The organism is Mesorhizobium sp. BAC0120 (genome assembly GCF_033542235.1).
GTDB lineage: Bacteria > Pseudomonadota > Alphaproteobacteria > Rhizobiales > Rhizobiaceae > JAWRCU01.
Window position 1 is genome coordinate 113,723 of sequence record NZ_JAWRCU010000008.1, and the last position, 17,312, is coordinate 131,034.

Below are 17,312 nucleotides of genomic sequence, written 5' to 3' on the forward strand. Positions count from 1 at the left end.
GAGCCGTGCTGCGAGCATTTGCGGATGCTCCGAGCCAAGCGCCCGGAAATCCGCGAAGCGCCTTATGGCGATTGGGTCATACCCTGTCAACCGAAACGAGGCGTTGGGGACAAGTTTACTTTTGCCGCAGGAGACCTGCCGCTGGAGCAGGTTACACCGGCAAGAGCGCAAACTCATCTGGGCGCCATATCCAACATCGGCCGACCTCGGTATAGAAGCGCCATGCCAGATGACAAGAAGACCCACACGCCCAAGGATAGCCATTACGCGAGGTTGCGCCGCGCCCACCGCGAACGCCATGGCGGCCATCCGGCTAAGCCCCCCAGGAAAGCGGTGCCGCCGGGCGCCGATCCGGAACGCGGGCTTGTGCGGCTCTACGGCATCCACACAGTGCAGGCCGCGATCGCCAACGCGCGCCGCAGGATTCACCGCATGCTGGTAACCCGCAATGCGCTGGAGCGGCTGGGTATTTCCGACATAGCCACCCTGCCCTTCCCGGCCGAGCTTGCCGAGCCGCGAGCCATCGAGAAGGTCACCGGCAGCGAGGCCGTGCATCAGGGGGTGCTGCTCGAGGCCGAGCCGCTCAAACCCAAGACACTCTCCGAGCTTGCCGAAACAGAGCTCGTAATCGTGCTCGACCAGGTGACCGACCCGCACAATGTCGGCGCGATCATGCGCTCGGCCGTCGCCTTCGGGGCCGGCGCGCTGATCACCACGGAGCGTCACAGCCCGCATGAATCGGGCGTGCTCGCCAAGTCGGCCTCCGGGGCACTCGAGCACATCGACCTGATCGAAGTGCGGAACCTTGCCGCCGCACTTGGCGAATTGCATTCGGCCGGGTTCCAGACCGTGGGGCTCGATTCGGACGGGCCGGCCGAGCTGGAGAAATCAATCAGGGGCGAACGGATCGCGCTGGTGCTCGGCGCCGAGGGCAAGGGGCTGCGTCAGAAGACCCGCGAAACCGTAACCACCCTCGCCCGGCTGGACATGCCCGGCGCGATCCGCTCGCTGAACGTGTCGAATGCGGCAGCGGTGGCTCTTTATGCGGCGAGGAGATTTCTAGCGAATAGCGAGTAGCGAAAGGGCTGGCGGGTTGAGTGATTTAGCGAGTCCCTATTCGCTATTCGCTACTCACTATTCGCTCTTCGCCACCTCATGCCCTGCCATCCTCTCCAGCGCCTTGACCAGCGCGGAATGATCCTCCTTTGCCCCGTCATTGGCCGCGCATGAATTGAAAAGCTGCTGCGTCGATGCCGTGTTGGGGAGCGCGACGCCAAGCGCCTTCGCGCCTTCAAGCGCAAGGTTCAGATCCTTCTGGTGTAGCTCGATGCGGAAGCCGGGCTGAAAACTCCGCTTCACCATGCGCTCGCCATGCACTTCCAGAATGCGCGAGCTCGCCAGCCCGCCCATCAGCGCCTGCCTGACCTTGGCTGGATCGGCGCCGGCTTTTGCTGCGAAAACAAGCGCTTCCGCGACAGCCTCAATGGTGAGCGCGACGACGATCTGGTTGGCGAGCTTGGTCGTCTGGCCGACTCCATTTTCGCCCACCAAGGTGATGTTCTTCCCCATCTTTTCAAAGATGGGCCTGGCACGCTCGAAGGCCTTCTCGGACCCGCCGGCCATGATGGTGAGCGAGGCTGCCTTGGCGCCAACCTCGCCGCCGGAAACTGGTGTATCGAGGTAGTCGCAGCCGAGCTCATTGACCCTGGCAGCGAATTTCTTCGTTTCGATCGGCGAGATCGAGCTCATGTCGATGACGAGCTTCCCTGGGCTCAGCCCCTGCGCCACGCCCTTGTCGCCAAACAACACCTCGGCCACCTGCGGCGTGTCCGAGACCATCGTGATGACGATGTCGGCCGCCCGCGCGACCGAGTCGTGGCCACGGACTGCCTTCAGGCCCCTTGCGACCAGCTCGGCGGGCAGCGGCTTGCGGTGCTCGCTGGAGAAAACCGCATAGCCGGCATCGAGCAGATGCCCTGCCATCGGCGCGCCCATGATGCCGAGACCAATAAAACCGATTGTCTCCACTTTCTTTCTCCGATTGCAGCAGTTCAGGCCGCAGCTGTTCCCTTCCGTGCGAATTGCCTGAACCAGCCAAGCCCTTCGACGGTTCCGCCCGTGGGCCGATACTCGGCTCCGACCCAGCCGGAATAGCCAATGCGATCAAGGTGTTCGTGGAGGAACTGATAGTTGATCTCTCCCGTTCCCGGCTCGTTGCGGCCGGGATTGTCCGCAATCTGGATATGCGAGATGCGGTTGAGGTTCTTCTCGATGGTACGGGCGAGATCTCCCTCCATGACCTGCATGTGATAGATGTCGTATTGCAGATAGAGGTTGTCCGATCCAATGCGGTCGATGAGGTCGAGCGCCTGCCGCGAATGGGTAAGAAAGAATCCAGGAATGTCGCGTGTATTGATCGGCTCGACCAAAAGCCTGATGCCGGATTCGCTAAGCTTTTCTGCGGCATAGCGTAGGTTCCTTACGAAAGTATTCTGGAGTTGTGTGCGATCGGCGCCTTGCGGAGCGATGCCTGCAAGGCAATTCACCTGGTTGCAGCCGAGCGCCTTTGCGTAGCGTATCGCCATCTCGACGCCCTGCTGAAACTCCTCGACACGGTCCGGCAGGATGGCAATGCCGCGCTCTCCCTTGCTCCAGTCGCCCAGCGGGAGGTTGAAGAGCGCCTGCGTCAGCCGGTTCTGCCTCAGCCTAGTGGCAATGACTTCCGGCGCATGATCGTACGGGCCGACATATTCGACCGCCTCAAAACCCGCATTCGCCGCCGCGGCGAAACGGTCGAGGAAGTCATGCTCGGTGAAGAGCATCGAAAGATTGGCGGAAAACTTCGGCATGGCTCCCTCCCTCAATCCAACAGGGCTATGGCGGTGGGCGCATCCTCGTTCGATGCGGCAAGCTCCTCGAATTCGACGATGTTGTCGATCTCGGTGCCCATCGAGATGTTGGTGACGCGTTCCAGGATGAACTCGACGACCACCGGGACCTGGAATTCCTTCGTCAGCCGCTCGGCCTCCCTGAACGCGGCGGCGCATTCTTCCGGCCGGCGTACGCGTATTGCCTTGCAGCCCATGGCTTCCGCGACGGCGACATGGTCGACGCCATAGCCCGCCTCGGGATCCTCTGCCCTGTTCACATTCTCGAAGGCGAGGCTCACCTCATAATCCATCGCAAAGCCGCGCTGCGCCTGCCGGATCAAGCCGAGATAGGCGTTATTCACGACGACGTGGATGAAAGGCAGTCGGTACTGTGCACCCACCGCCAGCTCCTCGATCAGGAACTGGAAGTCGTAGTCGCCTGATAGCGCCACGATCGTGCGGTCGGGATCGGCAGCGCGCACGCCGATCGCCGCCGGCAGCGTCCAGCCGAGCGGACCGGCCTGGCCGCAATTGATCCAGTTGCGCGGTTTGTAGACATGGAGGAATTGCGCGCCGGCGATCTGGCTGAGTCCGATCGTCGTGACATAGGTGGTGTCGCGCGCCAGCGCCTTGTTCATCTCCTCGTAGACCCGCTGAGGCTTGAGTGGCGTCTGGTCGAAATGCGTCTTGCGCTTCATCGTCTTTTTGCGCTGCCGGCATTCCCTCGCCCAGGCCGACCAGTCCCGCAGCTTCCCGGCGGCCTTCCATTCCGTGGCCACGTCGAGCAGCATCTTGAGCGCCGCCCCGGCGTCTGAAACGACACCTAGGTCCGGAGCAAAGACGCGGCCGATCTGTGTCGGCTCGATGTCGATGTGAACGAATTTTCGGCCGGCAGTATACTTGTCGACCGACCCGGTGTGCCTGTTCGCCCAGCGATTGCCGATACCAAGCGCGAAATCGGAGGCGAGCATGGTCGCATTGCCGTAGCGGTGCGACGTCTGCAGGCCGCACATACCGGCCATCAACGGATGATCGTCGGGAATCGCGCCCCAGCCCATCAGCGTGGGGATGACTGGAACGCCGGTGATCTCTGCGAATTCGATCAACAGGTCCGAAGCGTCGGCATTGATGATGCCGCCGCCGGCAACGATCAGCGGCCGCTCGGCAGCATTCAGCATGGCTACCGCCTTCTCGGCTTGCCTGCGGCTCATCCTCGGCCTTTCGACCGGCAGCGGCTCGTAGGTCTCGACGTCGAACTCGATCTTGGCGAGCTGGACGTCGACAGGCAGGTCGATCAGGACCGGCCCGGGCCGGCCGGAACGCATCAAGTGGAAGGCCTTCTGCAACGCCATCGGCACCTGGTAAGGCTCCATGACGGTGACTGCCCATTTGGTGACCGGCGCCGCGATCGAAGCGATGTCGACGGCCTGGAAGTCTTCCTTGGTGAGCCGAGCTCGCGGCGCCTGTCCGGTGATGCAGAGGATCGGAACGGAATCAGCCGATGCCGAATAGAGGCCCGTGATCATGTCGGTTCCGGCCGGGCCTGAAGTTCCGAGGCAAAGGCCGACATTGCCTGCCTTGGCGCGCGTGTAGCCTTCCGCCATGTGCGAGGCGGCCTCGACATGGCGTGCAAGGATATGGCGGATCGTGCCGCGAGCCTTCATCGCGGAATAAAGCGGATTGATCGCCGCGCCGGGCACGCCGAAGGCGCAGGAAATGCCCTCCCTCTCGAGGACGAGAACTGCGGCATCGACCGCGCGCATCCTGGCCATGAACCGTCTCCTTTCATCTTGCCGGCCAAGCATGCGGCAGCATCCCGCATTTTTCAATTTTTCAGAAATTTTTTTCATTCCTTGGGAAATTGTGCTTTCACTTTGGACTCGTTGCATTTTCCGTTTTCCAATGGAGCGAATATTCCACATTGCAAAAAATTTTTTTAGGATCGCAGGATGGAGATCATCGAAAAACGCCGCCGCGGCAGGCCACGCGCCTTCAATGCTCCTGTCGACCCGACAGCGGTGCAGTCGCTCGACCGGGCCTTGCGGATCCTGTCGATTGTTGCCGGCAGCGACGGGCTTTCGCTGTCGGAGGTTGCGGAGCGATCCGGACTGGCCGCCTCCACCGCCTACCGTATGCTGACGACTCTCCAGAGCCACGGCATGGTCGAGTTCGCCGAACAGCAGCAGCTCTGGTCGGTCGGGGTGGAGGCCTTCCGCATCGGCTCGGCATTCCTCAGAAGCCGCAAGCTGGTCGACCGTGCGCGGTCGGTCATGCAGGAACTGATGGAGAAGACCGGCGAGACCGCCAATCTAGGTGTTGCCGAAGATGATTGCGTTGTGTTCGTGAGCCAGGTCGAGACGCACCAGGCGATCCGCGCCTTTTTCCGCCCCGGGACCCGAAGCCCGTTTCACGCGTCCGGCATCGGCAAGGCAATCCTTGCTCATCTCTCGCCGGCTCGACTCGAGGCGATCATCGAGGAGACGAGGCTAGAGCCCTTCACTGCAAAGACGCTGTCGCATAGCAGCGATCTCGAGGCCGATTTGGAAAAGATCAGGGCACGCGGCTGGTCGGTGGACGATGAGGAGCGGTTCCCCGGGATGCGCTGTATCGCAGCGGCTATTTTCAACGAGTTTGCGGAGCCGGTCGGCGGGATTTCGATTTCGGGTCCGACCGTGCGAGTGACACCGGACAGGCTAGCGGCGTTCGGACCGGAAGTTCGCCGGGCCGCCGCTGCTGTCACGACGATGATCGGCGGCATTTTGCCGGACCAGGGCTGAGCGGAGATCACTGATCCGGTGCTCTCACGAGCGGGCTCGGGCCCTCATTCGCGCCTCTAACGGCTCCCTTGAGCAGTTATCGGTTGTTACGGAGGAACTTTCTTCCTTCCTGACGGTTCGGCTGCCGTCAAGAATCGGAGGCGCCACTATGGCCGGAAGAAACGGTCAGCCATGGACGCCGGACGAGATTCAACAGCTCCGCAAGCTGGTCGAAGCTGGTTCCTCGGCCGCAGAAATAGCAAGCAGGCTTGATCGCACAGTGCCCGGGATCAAGGGCAAGATTCAGTCGATAGGTCTGCACAGGGACTCTTCAACCCGGCGCGGCGCAGGCAGGCCATCCGCCGTTCGTTGATCTACGCGGCCGGTTCTGCTCCAGAGCTTCCGGGCTGCCCGTGCTATTCGTCCCGGTTAACCGGCGCTTCGATCGCGGGACCTTCGTCTTCTTCCTTGATCCGATCATTCACGATGTAGCTGATATATCGCTTCTGCGCGTCACGCTCGCCGCTGTAGAGCACGGAGCCGTCCTTGGCACGCCAGCAGCGCAGCTCGTAATCGTAGAACTTACAGCCCTTGCCCGGCCCGCGCAGACCGAGCTCGCCGGCGATCCGCTTCACATAGCTCATCAATTCATCATCGGCGGCCTCGCGCCAGTCGATGTAGTAGGTGCGCCCCTTGGTCGACGCTGTAGCGTTGATCACGGTCGCGCCGACCCCGCCGATCCGGCAAGTGACGGACCGCTCGTCGCTTCCTACGATCATGATGTCGGGGCAGCGCGGCTTCAATGCCGACGCCACCTCTTCGATTGTCATGCCAGGCCAGATGCCGAGCCGATTCTCGGAAGCCGACGCCGCGGCGACTGAAATGAAAATTCCAACAGCGGAAAGAGTGGGCAGGGTTCGGTAGTGCATCGAATCACTCCGCTAGGCTCACCCCGCGCAGCAGTCAGGATGCCATAGCCATGGCTGTTTGCCAGCCATTTGTCGGCTCAGCGCATCCCGGTCAGATGGCGCAGCCAGAAGGCAAGCACGACGAAGCCCACTGCAAAAGCAACACCCGTCCAGTCGATCTTGGCCTGCTTCATCCGGCGCGCAATTTCCGACAGCAGGAAGGCTGCGACGGTGAGAAAAACAAATAGCGCAACGAAGCGGATCATTTCCAGCGACCTTGAATGCGCGCCAGCGCCGGCCAGCGACGCGGCTCAACTGTCACTCATAGTTCTGGCGAGATTTTGTCGGCGTGGACGGCGTAACGGAACGCTAACCATTAGAACATTAGATATTATGCATGGATAAAATGGCGCTTACCGTTCAGCGGTTGCCGTCATTCGGCTTCATCGCCCGGCGTCTGGTTCCGGTGCTGGTCGGCGTGGCGGCCGCCATAGGCTACGCCGCCTGGACCTGGCCGGAAGTAGTCCCGCAACTCGTGCCCGTCGCGGTGAAGCCCGACCCGGTCGCGCGGGCCGAATCCAGCTTCAGCTACACCTTCAGCCTCGCCAAGCTCCTGGAAGAACGCTGCGGCGAGGTCGAAATGCAGTCGCTCGCCATTGCAAGCGATGCCGAGAAGCGATCCGACCTCGACATGGTCGCGCGTGCCTGGACGGCAGCCACGAAACGTGCCCGTACGATCACCACCGCGCGTTCATGCAATCACATCCGCGCAGAAATCGCGGCCGGCGTGCGGCGCGCCGAGAAGGCCGGATACTGGTCCTGGCCCACGGATTAACGGCACACTCACGTCCCAGTGCGGCTGAGCTGAGTTACAGCCCAGTGGTCCCGCCAGTCTAAGTCAGCTGTGGTGGTAAAACATGGCGCTCACGCTGGCGCCAAGTGCAAGACCAACAGGTAAGCCCATCTCAAAGCTGCCAACCACTGCTCCCAAGGCGGCACCGATGCTGACGCCGATCGTCATTCCGATCGCGAGTTGAGCATAGGGATCATTCTTCATGCTGTTGGAATTTCCAAGCGGCAGAATGGTTCCGCGGTCGCAGTTTAATCCGGCTTGCAATTGTCGGGGGGAAGCAGATCGACCAAAATAGGGCCGAAAGTGTTGCCCATCTGTCAGGTATAAACCTGAACTATATCTCCGGGTCGGACAATCTGAAGAGTGGTGCCCCCGGCAGGATTCGAACCCGCGACCAACGGTTTACAAAACCGCTGCTCTACCAGCTGAGCTACAAGGGCACGGCGCTCCGGTTAGCACATTTGCCGCCGCAGTAAAGTCAATTGTCCAGCAAGGCCGCCTCGATTTTCACAAACGCTCGCCGCTAGGCATCGCCGGCGAGGGTCTCCAGATCCTCCATTGCCGGCACCCACGGCAGTGCCGAGTGGCGCCAAAACTGCCGCGATGGACGCAGCTCATTTTTCTGGTGGATCGTGCCGACGCGAACGCCGATGGTTCCGCGATTCGATTCGGCCGACGTCGTATAGATGGGCGAGCCGCAATCCCCACAGAAGGCTTGGATGCGCCTGGCTCCGCTGTCTGCAGTCTTGACGTAGATCTTCGGGCTTCCCGCAGTGAGCTTGAAGTCTGCCGCTGCTGCAGGGACCGTCACCCGAAAGGCAGAACCCGTCAGTGCCTGGCAATCGGTGCAGTGGCAGATGCTTACTTCGCCGGGATCGACATCAGCTTGATAGCTTATCGCGCCGCAATGGCATGAACCTTCTATCTTCATCATAGGGTCTCCTCGAAACTTGCCTCCAGAAGCTCAGGCAGCTTTGCAGGCGCTGACACACCATGCTAACCGATACGCCTCCCGCCAGAAATCTCACTGGCCGAAAGTGATGCCAAAACCGACACCGACCTTCGCCTTCGTTTCGTCCGACACAGATGACGCCCGCAACGCCGCGGCGCGGCTCACCACCATCTACGGTCAGCACAGCGTCGCTGAGGCCGATATCGTCGTCGCTCTCGGCGGTGACGGATTCCTGCTGCAGACGCTGCGCCACACGATGGGCAGCGGAAAGCGCGTCTACGGGATGAATCGCGGCACTATCGGCTTTCTGATGAACGAGTTCCGCGAGAGGGATCTGGAGAAGCGAGTCGAGGCGGCGATTGCCGAGACCATCCGTCCGCTCGAGATGCATGTCGTGACGGAGACCGGTGAAGAAGCGTCTGCGCTCGCCATCAACGAAGTGTCTCTGTTCCGCCAGTCCTATCAGGCTGCGAAGCTCAGGATCGCCGTCGACGACAAGGTGCGGCTGGCAGAGCTGGTCTGCGACGGCATTATGGTAGCGACGCCTGCGGGCTCGACCGCCTACAACTTGTCGGCCCACGGGCCGATCGTGCCCCTCGATGCGCCTCTTCTGGCCCTCACCCCGGTGAGCCCCTACCGGCCGCGGCGCTGGCGCGGCGCGCTGCTGCCCAACAAATCCGTCGTTCACTTCGAGACGCTCGAACCATCGAAGCGGCCGGTCAATGCGGCGGCCGACAACGAAGAGATCAAGTCGGTCATCTCCGTCACTGTGCGCGAGTCGTCCGAAAAGACGGCTACATTGCTGTTCGATCCCAGCCATTCCTGGGACGACCGCATCCTCGCCGAGCAGTTCCGCTACTGACTTACCCAGGCCCACTTGGCCGTTTTGTTCAAGCCAGCGCGGTTGCCTGCCCTATCCTTTTGGTGAACGCGTCTCATCCACGCACGCGCAAACCGGAGTGACTGATCATGAACCCGAAGATCAGAATCATCACATTGGGCGTGAGCGACCTTGAACGCTCGCTCGCCTTCTATCGCGATGGCCTTGGATTTCCGACTGAAGGAATTGTTGGACAGGAGTGGGAAGACGGCGCGATCGTCCTCTTCAACCTCGACGACGACCTGACGCTCTCGCTTTACCCGACCGATTCCCTCGCCAAAGATGCGAACGTCCCGGCCACACAATCCAGGCTGGGGGCCGTATCGATCGGCCATCTGGTTGCCTCCAAGGAAGCCGTCGACGCGGTTATGAAGCAGGCCGCCTCGGCCGGCGCAGTGGTAACCGATCCGCCGCATGACCGGTTCTGGGGCGGCTATTCCGGCTATTTCCATGACCCGGACGGCCACCTGTGGGAGATCGTCTGGCATCCAAAATGGAGCTTGGCGGTCTAGCACATCGGACCGAAACATGCGCAGCGGTTTCGCAGAAATCCGATGCGTAAACAAAAAGATGGAGCCGGTGGCGATCCAATTGAATCGCAACCGCTCTATGATTCAGGCAGATCTAGCCGGCCGAAAAGAAGGCTGCCGCGCGTCGGCGACTTGAACACGGTTGCGTGCGTTATTAAGTATGTCGTGTCACAAGGCCGGGAATTCCGGTCGTTTGTGTTGACAAAATCCGCGCTTCTCCGTACTGCAGTGCACAAATCTCGCAAGCGGGGGCGCTTGCCGCGGCTTCGTCGCTGGACATAAAGACAGCCTGACACGTGTCATCTGAAGACCAGACCGCCCTAGAGGCGTTGAACTTTGCTAATCTTGGCCTCTCGCCGAAAGTGCTTTCGGCGGTGGTTGATGCTGGCTATACGACTCCGACCCCAATCCAGGCCGGCGCCATTCCTCACGCTTTGCAAGGCAAGGACGTGTTGGGAATTGCCCAGACCGGCACCGGCAAAACCGCATCCTTCGTGTTGCCGATGCTGACGCGATTGGAAAAGGGCCGCGCCCGTGCGCGCATGCCGCGCACGCTGATCCTCGAGCCGACACGCGAGCTCGCGGCGCAGGTCGAGGAGAATTTTGTTAGATACGGCAAGAACCACCGGCTCAACATCGCGCTCCTGATCGGCGGCGTTTCGTTCGACGACCAGGAAAAGAAGCTGGAGCGCGGCGCCGACGTGTTGATCGCCACGCCCGGCCGGCTGCTCGACCATTTCGAGCGCGGCAAGCTCCTGCTGACCGGCGTGGAGATCCTCGTCATCGACGAGGCCGACCGCATGCTCGACATGGGCTTCATTCCCGACATCGAGCGCATCTGCAAGCTGATCCCATTCACGCGCCAGACGCTGTTCTTTTCAGCGACAATGCCGCCGGAAATTACCAAGCTTACCGAGCAGTTCCTGCATGCCCCGGTGCGCATCGAGGTTTCCCGCGCCGCGACAACTGCGACCAATATCGTTCAGCGGCTAGTCAAGTCCGGCTCCAAGCCCTGGGAGAAGCGCGCGGTGCTGCGCGAGTTGATCCGCTCGGAGGCAGACAGCCTCAAGAACGCGATTATCTTCTGCAACCGCAAGGTCGACGTATCCGAGCTTTTCCGTTCCCTTATCAAGTATGATTTCGATGCAGGCGCCCTGCACGGCGACATGGACCAGCGTGCCCGCATGACCATGCTTTCCAATTTCCGCGACGGCCGCCTGAAGCTGCTCGTCGCCTCGGATGTCGCGGCACGTGGCCTCGACATTCCCGATGTCAGCCATGTCTTCAATTTCGACGTGCCGATCCACGCGGAGGACTATGTCCACCGAATCGGACGCACGGGGCGCGCAGGCCGCTCGGGCAAGTCGTTCACCATCGCCACCAAGTCAGACACGAAGAACGTCGATGCGATCGAGAAGCTGATCGGCCAGAAAATCGAATGGCACGATGGCGACCTCTCGACGATCTTCACCAGTGAAGGCGAAGAGGAGCAGCCGCGCCGTGGCCGGGCGAAGGCTCGCGGTGAGAAGCGCGGCGAGAAGCGTGATCGCAAGCCGCGCGGCGAGCGGCACGCAACGCCCCCGGTCGAGCCCACCGCGGAAGATGTCGCCGAACAGCCTTCGCTTGTTCCGGCCGAAGTCATCGAAGCTCGCCGCCAGCGCAAACAGGCGATCAGATCCGAGAATTCGCAGCGCAAGAGCGGACCAGAGGAGCCGGGACGTGAGGAGCGCCCTGCCCGCAACGACCGCCCGCATCGCCGCCGCGATGACGAAGCGAATACCGTCGTCGGTTTTGGCGACGACATGCCGGCCTTCATGAAGGTCGCCGTCAAAGTCTAGGTTCTTCTTGTCGCGGTTCTCATCGAGCGCCGTGACATTTCTGCGCTGCTCAGCTCTTGCCGGACCTCAGCCCCGCCTCGTAGGACTTCCTCGCCCAGAACGCCATTTCGTCGGGATCGTCCACCGCGCTGTCCGGCACGGTCCAGTAAGGCATGGCTACCCGTTTTCCGTGCCGCGAACCGATATAGGTCCACTGTTTGCAGCCTGCTGCCTCGAGCTCCGGCGCAAGTTCCGGATCGCCCTTGAGCATCAGTTCGCCGCGTATCTCGACTGCGATGATCACGCCTCGATGGTAAATGCCTTTGCCACCGAACATCCGGCGGATGTCGACCGGTCCGAGCCCGGCAAAGAGATCGCTGATCGCCTCGTTGTCCATGTCAGCAGTATGGCAGGCGTGCGCTGGCTTTGCCATTGGCCGGCGCTATGTTGGCCTCATCAACCTGCCAACACATGACAATCAGCGTGAGCCTCAAATGCCGATGAAACTCGAAGGGTCGTGCCGTTGCGGAGCGGTGCGCTTCACCGTCGACAGCCATACGCCTGTCCCCTATCAACTCTGCTACTGCTCGATCTGCCGCAAGCAGCAAGGCGGCGGCGGATTCGCCATCAATCTCGGCGCTGACTCCTCGACGCTCAAGATCACCGGCAAACACAATCTCGGCGTCTATCGCGCAGAGATCGAGGACGATGAGCATGCGGTCCGCGAAGTCTCGACCGGCGAGCGCAATTTTTGTCGCAAGTGCGGTTCGGCTCTGTGGCTCTACGATCCGACCTGGCCGGAACTGGTCCACCCCTTCGCCTCTGCAATCGATACTGAATTGCCGGAGCCGCCGCAGCGGACCCATCTCATGCTGAAATACAAGCCCTCCTGGGTCGAGCCGGACATCCGCGAGGGTGACCTGGTATTCGAGGTTTACCCCGAAGAATCGATCGCCGACTGGCACAGGAGGCACGGCCTCTGGATCGACTGAGGTCCATCTATAGTCTGCGGATCAAATTCGTCCAAAAACCGCTAACGCCTTTCGTTGACGAGGCCCTTCGGTTCGGTCCGATGCGCTATAGCTTTTTGCAGCCAAGTGGAATCACTTGGCGCTGCACAAATGCGGCAAAAACAAACTGATAGAGGGCTAGCCCGGTTCTGTCCGACGTCAGCTGCTAAGATGCGGATTGGCCGCCGCTCTCTTCCTCGAAAGTGACTGCAACATCCGCATTTGCAGAAAGGCGAACCCTGTCGCCCTCGATCTCAGCGACAAGGCTGAGGGGAACGAAATGATGGTGGCCTTTGTGGTGGCCCTCTCCGCTGTCCGCCTTGGTCAGCTTGATGCGGTCGCCCTCGACGCGGTCGACTTTACCGACATGGACGCCGTCCGCGCCGATGACTTCCATATGCTCCTTGATGTTGGCGGCATCAGCCATGGTGGCCTCCTCTGGTTGGCTCCTGATAACGGAGGAAACCAGCTAAGGATGCATGGCCACGGCCAGCGGAGCGAATAAATTCGGCCAGGCCTCAGGCCGCGCCGACGGCTCGCGCCTCGGCAAGCGCCTTGAGATCGGCAGGCTTCAGCTCGACGGACTCGCCACAGCCGCAAGCCGAGCTCTGGTTCGGATTGCGGAACGTGAAACCGGTCCTCAGCGTCGTTACCTCGAAATCCATCTCGGTGCCGAGCAGGAACAGCGCTGCCTCCGGTGCGACATAGACATGAGCACCGTCGCGTTCGATGTGGTCGTCCTTCGGATTCGGGTCCGTGACGAGGTCGACCGTGTATTCCATTCCGGCGCACCCGCCCTTCTTGATACCAAGCCGTATACCTTGCGCATTGTCGCGGGTTGCAACGATCTCGCGCACCCGCGTAGCGGCCCTCTCGGTCATCGTGATGACGGCGAAGCGTCCCATACCTTGCTCCATTGCACACGGGTTAAAGGCCCGCGGAAAGATCCTGCCTTAAAATGGTGAATAATCGCGACCTACGCAACCCTGCGATCTCGCAAGCTGTGCAGCTGATGCAACATATCAAACCGAGCATATTGGAACACATGGCTCGCCGTTTCGTTGATCCCAGGATTTTCAACGAGGAGATGACCATGAAAACCCGACTTTTGCCCACCATTACGGGCTTTCTGCTTCTGGCAGGTACCGGAGTGGCGGCGGCCGAGGATATCGTGATCACACCGGAACAGGACACTGTGATCCGCGAATACGTCGTTAAGGAGCACGTCGAGCCTGTAGCGCCTCCGCCGGATTTCGACGTGACCGTCGGTGCGACGGTTCCGGAGGCTGTCGAAATCCGTCCCCTGAACGTGCCCCAAGTCGAGACTCGATATGACTATGTGATTCTCGATAACCGTACGGTCCTCGTCGATCCTGGCACCCGCAGGATCGTGCACATCATCGGCTCAGAAGAGTAGTCTCACGCGGCGGGTGCCTCGATCGGCGCCCGCCGCCTAATACCAGCCGACCGCGATCCGGGCTTCTTCCGACATTCGGTCGGGCGTCCATGGCGGATCGAACACCATATTCACCTCAACGTCCGAAACGCCTTCGACAGCGCAGACCGCATTCTGCACCCAGCCAGGCATCTCGCCCGCCACCGGGCAGCCGGGCGCGGTAAGGGTCATGTCGATCTTCACCGTACGGTCATCCTCGATATCGACCTTGTAGACCAGTCCGAGCTCGTAGATATCGGCCGGAATCTCAGGGTCGTAGACCGTCTTTAGTGCGGCGACGATGTCGTCGGTCAGCCGGGCTACCTCTTCGGGCGGAATGGCCGAGGCAGCAAATTGCGGCTTCGCGCCGTCTTCGACGGCTGCGGTTTCTGGATTCGCGTTTGCGTCTTCCATGATGGTCACCCGAAAAATTTGCGCGCCTTCTCCAGCGCCTCGGCGAGAGCATCGATCTCCGCGCGCGTGTTGTACATGCCGAAGGACGCGCGGCATGTCGAGGTGGTGCCGAACCGTGAGAGCAACGGCTGTGCGCAATGCGTTCCGGCGCGCACGGCAACACCCGAACGATCGATCACCATCGAGACATCGTGCGGATGGACGCCCTCCAGATTGAAGGCGACGATGGCGCCCTTGTCCGGCGCGTCACCATAGATGCGCAGCGAGTTGATCGAGCGCAACCGCTCATGGGCGTAGGCCTTGAGGCCGGCCTCATGCGCAGCGATGCGCTCGCGGCCGACCTTCTCCATATAGTCGAGCGCTGCCCCGAGCCCGATCGCCTGGACGATCGGCGGCGTGCCCGCCTCGAAACGATGGGGCGGATCATTATAGGTGACGTTATCCTCCGTCACCTCGAAGATCATCTCGCCGCCGCCGTGGAAGGGACGCATTACTTCCAGCATCTCCTTGCGGCCGTAGAGCACGCCTATGCCGCTCGGCCCGTATACCTTGTGGCCGGTGAAGGCGAAGAAATCGCAGCCGAGGTCCTGGACGTCGATCGGCATGTGAACGGCGCTCTGGCTGCCGTCGACGAGGACCGGAATGCCGCGCGCGTGGGCGATGCGAACGATTTCCTTGATCGGTGTCACTGTGCCGAGCACGTTCGACATTTGCGTGATGGCGACGAGCTTCGTGCGATCCGTCAGCTTCTTCTCGAACTCCTCGATGTGGAAGATGCCGTCGTCGTCGACAGGCGCCCATACGAGCTTCGCGCCTTGCCGCTCGCGAATGAAATGCCACGGCACTATGTTGGAATGGTGCTCCATGATCGAGAGCACGATCTCATCGCCTTCGCCGATCCGCGGCATCCCCCAGCCATAGGCGACCAGGTTGATCGCAGACGTCGTATTGGACGTGAAGACGATCTCTTCGGTGCTGGGGGCGTTGAGGAAACGGCGCACGGTTTCGCGCGCTTTTTCATACGCGTCGGTTGCGGCATTCGACAGGAAATGCAGGCCGCGGTGAACGTTGGCGTATTCTTCCGCATAAGCGTGATTGACCGCGTCGAGCACTGCCTTCGGCTTCTGCGCTGAGGCGCCATTGTCCAGATAAACGAGCGGCTTGCCGTAGACGCTGCGGGCGAGGATCGGGAAGTCGCGGCGGATCGCCTCAACATCATAGCCGTTGGCAGGGGTGTCAAGCATCGTAGCTGATGAACTCCATCAGCGACCCGTCCGGATCGCGGAAATATACGCTAGCCCCGTCGCCTTTTGCGCCATAGCGGGCAATCGGCCCCAGCTCGATCTCCACACCCTCGGCTTCCAGGTGGCGTCGTGCGTGTTCGATCGGTCCGTGCCAGCGGAAGCAAAGGTCGCTGTTGCCCGGAGCGACTGGAATGCGAGCGAGCGGATCGCCCTTCTTGTCGGGGCCATGAACATTGAGCTGCTGCTCGCCCAGCCGAAACACCCAGCCGCCGCCCTTCGCCGGGACGGCCTCGGCGCCGATCACGCGTGTGTAGAAATCCACCGCCCTCTCCCAATCGGAGACGTGGATCACGCAGTGGTCGAGGCTTGTTCTAGCCATGCGCTGCGAACCAATCTCCAAGCACGCCCTCCAACGCGTCGACGATGGGCTCCTCGTCCAGTTCCTCGATGACTTCGGCGAGGAAGGCCTTGACCAACAGCCCGCGCGCCGCCTTCTCGTCGATGCCGCGCGACATCAGATAGAAGAGATGATTGCTGTCGATCTCGGTGACCGTCGCACCATGGCCGCACTGCACGTCGTCGGCGAAGATCTCCAGCTCCGGCTTGGTCGAGAACTCACCCTCGTCGGAAAGCAGCAGCGTATTGCAGGCCATCTTGGCGTCGGTCTTCTGCGCCCTCTGGTGCACGTTGATGCGCCCCTGGAAGACCCCGCGCGCCTTGCCCGTCACCACGTTGCGCACGACTTCCGTCGAATTCGTATGCGCCGCGGCGTGGTCGAGGGTCATCGTGACGTCGGTATGCGTGTCGCCGGAGAGCAGGTTGACCCCGCGCAGGGTGAAGACACCGCCCTCGCCTTTTGCGGCAACGCGAATTTCCTGTCGCACCAGCCTGCCGCCGGCATTCATGACGAACAGCGTCAATTTGGCGTTCTTGCCAAGCTCGGCATTGAACTGGCCGAGATGGGTGGCACCTTCCGCATGATCCTGGACGATCAGCCAGCTGACATCGGCATCGTCACCTAGGATCAGGTGGCTGACCGAGCTCACCAGGGCAGCGCCGCCGCCGGTCTGGCGTTCGACGATCGTCGCCTTAGCCCCGGCGCCGACGCGGACCGGCAGACGGACATGCACCTGCCCGCCATCCTGGACGTTCTGCACCTCTATGGGGCTTTCCAAAATGGCACCGGCCTCGATGTCGAGGAAGAAACCGTCCGCGACGAAGGCGGCATTGATCGCGCCGACCGCATCGTCCGTGCCGCGCAGCTCGAGCGCCGGCGCGAAGCTTCCGTCCTGCAGCATCTCCTCGAGCCGCTTCACGCCGACGCCTTCGATCGAGACGGTACGCTTGGCGGCAACGCCGTTGAGCACCGGCAGCACCGACGAGCCCGCAATCAGGGGGTCGACGGACTTGGCGACCTTCGACGCGTCGAAAGCGGGCACGGCGTTCAGCAGACGCCTGAGATCGGTGTAATGCCAGGCTTCGACGCGCCGCGTCGGCAGTCCTGCCTTCAGCGACTCGATGGCGTTGTCGCGCTTCACCGCGATCGCCGCATCACCGGGCAGGTTCGAGAGCCGCTCCCCGAAGGCATCGATCAGGGCCGTTTCAGCAGCCGTGAGCGGAGGTTTGATCTGCACGTTCATGGT

At 61.6% G+C, this 17,312-nt stretch carries 22 protein-coding genes and 1 tRNA gene; 8 read left to right on the top strand and 15 right to left on the bottom strand.

The genetic code is table 11. The features are described 5' to 3' along the window. Nucleotides 1-222: 222 nt before the first annotated feature. Nucleotides 223-1,077, top strand: a complete 855-nt coding sequence (locus SAZ10_RS19075) for an RNA methyltransferase (RefSeq protein WP_318610939.1) — start codon at nt 223-225, stop codon at nt 1,075-1,077. Between the two features lie 57 nt (nt 1,078-1,134). Here SAZ10_RS19075 and SAZ10_RS19080 read toward each other — a convergent pair whose 3' ends face one another. Genes SAZ10_RS19080 through gcl form a run of 3 tightly spaced genes read right to left on the bottom strand, consistent with a single transcriptional unit; the run spans nt 1,135 to nt 4,642 of the window. Further along, on the bottom strand, nt 1,135-2,028 hold the full coding sequence (locus tag SAZ10_RS19080) for a 2-hydroxy-3-oxopropionate reductase (RefSeq protein ID WP_318610940.1): 894 nt from the start codon (nt 2,026-2,028) through the stop codon (nt 1,135-1,137). Between the two features lie 23 nt (nt 2,029-2,051). Further along, complete coding sequence (otnI, locus tag SAZ10_RS19085; RefSeq protein ID WP_318610941.1) at nt 2,052-2,849, bottom strand: 2-oxo-tetronate isomerase; 798 nt, start codon at nt 2,847-2,849, stop codon at nt 2,052-2,054. Between the two features lie 11 nt (nt 2,850-2,860). Then, entirely contained in the window at nt 2,861-4,642 is a 1,782-nt protein-coding gene (gene gcl, locus SAZ10_RS19090) for a glyoxylate carboligase (protein WP_318610942.1), read from the bottom strand. Between the two features lie 177 nt (nt 4,643-4,819). Between gcl and bhcR the strand changes: the two genes are divergently transcribed. Continuing rightward, on the top strand, nt 4,820-5,647 hold the full coding sequence (gene bhcR / locus SAZ10_RS19095; RefSeq protein WP_318610943.1) for an HTH-type transcriptional regulator BhcR: 828 nt from the start codon (nt 4,820-4,822) through the stop codon (nt 5,645-5,647). Nucleotides 5,648-6,042: 395 nt separating this feature from the next. Here bhcR and SAZ10_RS19100 read toward each other — a convergent pair whose 3' ends face one another. Both SAZ10_RS19100 and SAZ10_RS19105 read right to left on the bottom strand, forming a co-directional pair. Next, a complete protein-coding gene (locus SAZ10_RS19100; RefSeq protein WP_318610944.1) occupies nt 6,043-6,555 on the bottom strand; it encodes a hypothetical protein in 513 nt (170 codons plus the stop codon). Between the two features lie 77 nt (nt 6,556-6,632). Further along, nucleotides 6,633-6,800 (bottom strand): hypothetical protein, encoded by a 168-nt coding sequence (locus tag SAZ10_RS19105; protein ID WP_318610945.1) that lies wholly within the window; start codon nt 6,798-6,800, stop codon nt 6,633-6,635. A 140-nt stretch (nt 6,801-6,940) separates the two neighbouring features. Between SAZ10_RS19105 and SAZ10_RS19110 the strand changes: the two genes are divergently transcribed. Next, nucleotides 6,941-7,369, top strand: coding sequence for a hypothetical protein (locus tag SAZ10_RS19110; RefSeq protein ID WP_318610946.1), 429 nt, complete (start codon nt 6,941-6,943; stop codon nt 7,367-7,369). Nucleotides 7,370-7,432: 63 nt separating this feature from the next. On the opposite strand, the gene SAZ10_RS19115 is transcribed toward SAZ10_RS19110, so the two are convergent. From SAZ10_RS19115 to SAZ10_RS19125, 3 genes are all read right to left on the bottom strand, one after another. Continuing rightward, entirely contained in the window at nt 7,433-7,591 is a 159-nt protein-coding gene (locus tag SAZ10_RS19115; protein WP_318610947.1) for a hypothetical protein, read from the bottom strand. A 160-nt stretch (nt 7,592-7,751) separates the two neighbouring features. Next, nucleotides 7,752-7,827: transfer RNA gene (locus SAZ10_RS19120), tRNA-Thr, on the bottom strand. Between the two features lie 83 nt (nt 7,828-7,910). Next, entirely contained in the window at nt 7,911-8,318 is a 408-nt protein-coding gene (locus SAZ10_RS19125; protein ID WP_412535251.1) for a GFA family protein, read from the bottom strand. Nucleotides 8,319-8,427: 109 nt separating this feature from the next. On the opposite strand from SAZ10_RS19125, the gene SAZ10_RS19130 reads away from it, so the two are divergent. The 3 genes from SAZ10_RS19130 to SAZ10_RS19140 all read left to right on the top strand — a co-directional run bounded on the left by SAZ10_RS19130 (nt 8,428) and on the right by SAZ10_RS19140 (nt 11,587). Beyond that, nucleotides 8,428-9,201, top strand: a complete 774-nt coding sequence (locus SAZ10_RS19130) for an NAD kinase (RefSeq protein WP_318610949.1) — start codon at nt 8,428-8,430, stop codon at nt 9,199-9,201. Nucleotides 9,202-9,308: 107 nt separating this feature from the next. Next, entirely contained in the window at nt 9,309-9,731 is a 423-nt protein-coding gene (locus SAZ10_RS19135) for a VOC family protein (protein WP_318610950.1), read from the top strand. A 314-nt stretch (nt 9,732-10,045) separates the two neighbouring features. Further along, nucleotides 10,046-11,587, top strand: a complete 1,542-nt coding sequence (locus SAZ10_RS19140; RefSeq protein ID WP_318610951.1) for a DEAD/DEAH box helicase — start codon at nt 10,046-10,048, stop codon at nt 11,585-11,587. A gap of 49 nt (nt 11,588-11,636) precedes the next feature. Here the strand turns inward: SAZ10_RS19140 and SAZ10_RS19145 are convergent, their stop codons facing one another. Continuing rightward, nucleotides 11,637-11,963, bottom strand: a complete 327-nt coding sequence (locus SAZ10_RS19145; RefSeq protein WP_318611082.1) for a TfoX/Sxy family protein — start codon at nt 11,961-11,963, stop codon at nt 11,637-11,639. 97 nt (nt 11,964-12,060) lie between these two features. On the opposite strand from SAZ10_RS19145, the gene SAZ10_RS19150 reads away from it, so the two are divergent. Beyond that, on the top strand, nt 12,061-12,558 hold the full coding sequence (locus SAZ10_RS19150) for a GFA family protein (RefSeq protein ID WP_318610952.1): 498 nt from the start codon (nt 12,061-12,063) through the stop codon (nt 12,556-12,558). Nucleotides 12,559-12,742: 184 nt separating this feature from the next. Here SAZ10_RS19150 and SAZ10_RS19155 read toward each other — a convergent pair whose 3' ends face one another. Together SAZ10_RS19155 and sufA are read right to left on the bottom strand one after the other, a co-directional pair. Further along, complete coding sequence (locus SAZ10_RS19155; protein WP_318610953.1) at nt 12,743-13,003, bottom strand: DUF2171 domain-containing protein; 261 nt, start codon at nt 13,001-13,003, stop codon at nt 12,743-12,745. Between the two features lie 91 nt (nt 13,004-13,094). Further along, nucleotides 13,095-13,481 carry a Fe-S cluster assembly scaffold SufA gene (sufA, locus tag SAZ10_RS19160; protein WP_318610954.1) on the bottom strand — a complete coding sequence of 129 codons (387 nt, stop codon included), beginning with the start codon at nt 13,479-13,481 and terminating at the stop codon, nt 13,095-13,097. 188 nt (nt 13,482-13,669) lie between these two features. Here sufA and SAZ10_RS19165 point away from each other — a divergent pair, with 188 nt between their 5' ends. Next, nucleotides 13,670-13,993, top strand: coding sequence for a DUF1236 domain-containing protein (locus SAZ10_RS19165; protein ID WP_318610955.1), 324 nt, complete (start codon nt 13,670-13,672; stop codon nt 13,991-13,993). A 36-nt stretch (nt 13,994-14,029) separates the two neighbouring features. Here SAZ10_RS19165 and SAZ10_RS19170 read toward each other — a convergent pair whose 3' ends face one another. Genes SAZ10_RS19170 through sufD form a run of 4 tightly spaced genes read right to left on the bottom strand, consistent with a single transcriptional unit; the run spans nt 14,030 to nt 17,309 of the window. Beyond that, nucleotides 14,030-14,425, bottom strand: a complete 396-nt coding sequence (locus SAZ10_RS19170) for an SUF system Fe-S cluster assembly protein (protein ID WP_318610956.1) — start codon at nt 14,423-14,425, stop codon at nt 14,030-14,032. A gap of 5 nt (nt 14,426-14,430) precedes the next feature. Beyond that, a complete protein-coding gene (locus tag SAZ10_RS19175; protein WP_318610957.1) occupies nt 14,431-15,669 on the bottom strand; it encodes a cysteine desulfurase in 1,239 nt (412 codons plus the stop codon). Then, nucleotides 15,662-16,048, bottom strand: a complete 387-nt coding sequence (locus SAZ10_RS19180) for a VOC family protein (protein WP_318610958.1) — start codon at nt 16,046-16,048, stop codon at nt 15,662-15,664. The genes SAZ10_RS19175 and SAZ10_RS19180 overlap by 8 nt, the downstream gene beginning before the upstream one ends. After that, entirely contained in the window at nt 16,041-17,309 is a 1,269-nt protein-coding gene (gene sufD, locus SAZ10_RS19185) for a Fe-S cluster assembly protein SufD (protein ID WP_318611083.1), read from the bottom strand. The genes SAZ10_RS19180 and sufD overlap by 8 nt, the downstream gene beginning before the upstream one ends. Nucleotides 17,310-17,312: the final 3 nt, after the last annotated feature.

Coding starts and splice junctions, on each gene's coding strand:
- SAZ10_RS19150 (WP_318610952.1), top strand. CDS start 12,061: ATGCCGATGAAACTCGAAGGGTCGTGCCGTTGCGGAGCGGTGCGCTTC.
- SAZ10_RS19145 (WP_318611082.1), bottom strand. CDS start 11,963: ATGGACAACGAGGCGATCAGCGATCTCTTTGCCGGGCTCGGACCGGTC.
- SAZ10_RS19155 (WP_318610953.1), bottom strand. CDS start 13,003: ATGGCTGATGCCGCCAACATCAAGGAGCATATGGAAGTCATCGGCGCG.
- SAZ10_RS19110 (WP_318610946.1), top strand. CDS start 6,941: ATGGCGCTTACCGTTCAGCGGTTGCCGTCATTCGGCTTCATCGCCCGG.
- sufA (WP_318610954.1), bottom strand. CDS start 13,481: ATGGGACGCTTCGCCGTCATCACGATGACCGAGAGGGCCGCTACGCGG.
- SAZ10_RS19100 (WP_318610944.1), bottom strand. CDS start 6,555: ATGCACTACCGAACCCTGCCCACTCTTTCCGCTGTTGGAATTTTCATT.
- SAZ10_RS19115 (WP_318610947.1), bottom strand. CDS start 7,591: ATGAAGAATGATCCCTATGCTCAACTCGCGATCGGAATGACGATCGGC.
- bhcR (WP_318610943.1), top strand. CDS start 4,820: ATGGAGATCATCGAAAAACGCCGCCGCGGCAGGCCACGCGCCTTCAAT.
- SAZ10_RS19125 (WP_412535251.1), bottom strand. CDS start 8,318: ATGAAGATAGAAGGTTCATGCCATTGCGGCGCGATAAGCTATCAAGCT.
- SAZ10_RS19075 (WP_318610939.1), top strand. CDS start 223: ATGCCAGATGACAAGAAGACCCACACGCCCAAGGATAGCCATTACGCG.
- sufD (WP_318611083.1), bottom strand. CDS start 17,309: ATGAACGTGCAGATCAAACCTCCGCTCACGGCTGCTGAAACGGCCCTG.
- otnI (WP_318610941.1), bottom strand. CDS start 2,849: ATGCCGAAGTTTTCCGCCAATCTTTCGATGCTCTTCACCGAGCATGAC.
- SAZ10_RS19175 (WP_318610957.1), bottom strand. CDS start 15,669: ATGCTTGACACCCCTGCCAACGGCTATGATGTTGAGGCGATCCGCCGC.
- SAZ10_RS19165 (WP_318610955.1), top strand. CDS start 13,670: ATGAAAACCCGACTTTTGCCCACCATTACGGGCTTTCTGCTTCTGGCA.
- gcl (WP_318610942.1), bottom strand. CDS start 4,642: ATGGCCAGGATGCGCGCGGTCGATGCCGCAGTTCTCGTCCTCGAGAGG.
- SAZ10_RS19170 (WP_318610956.1), bottom strand. CDS start 14,425: ATGGAAGACGCAAACGCGAATCCAGAAACCGCAGCCGTCGAAGACGGC.
- SAZ10_RS19105 (WP_318610945.1), bottom strand. CDS start 6,800: ATGATCCGCTTCGTTGCGCTATTTGTTTTTCTCACCGTCGCAGCCTTC.
- SAZ10_RS19135 (WP_318610950.1), top strand. CDS start 9,309: ATGAACCCGAAGATCAGAATCATCACATTGGGCGTGAGCGACCTTGAA.
- SAZ10_RS19130 (WP_318610949.1), top strand. CDS start 8,428: ATGCCAAAACCGACACCGACCTTCGCCTTCGTTTCGTCCGACACAGAT.
- SAZ10_RS19180 (WP_318610958.1), bottom strand. CDS start 16,048: ATGGCTAGAACAAGCCTCGACCACTGCGTGATCCACGTCTCCGATTGG.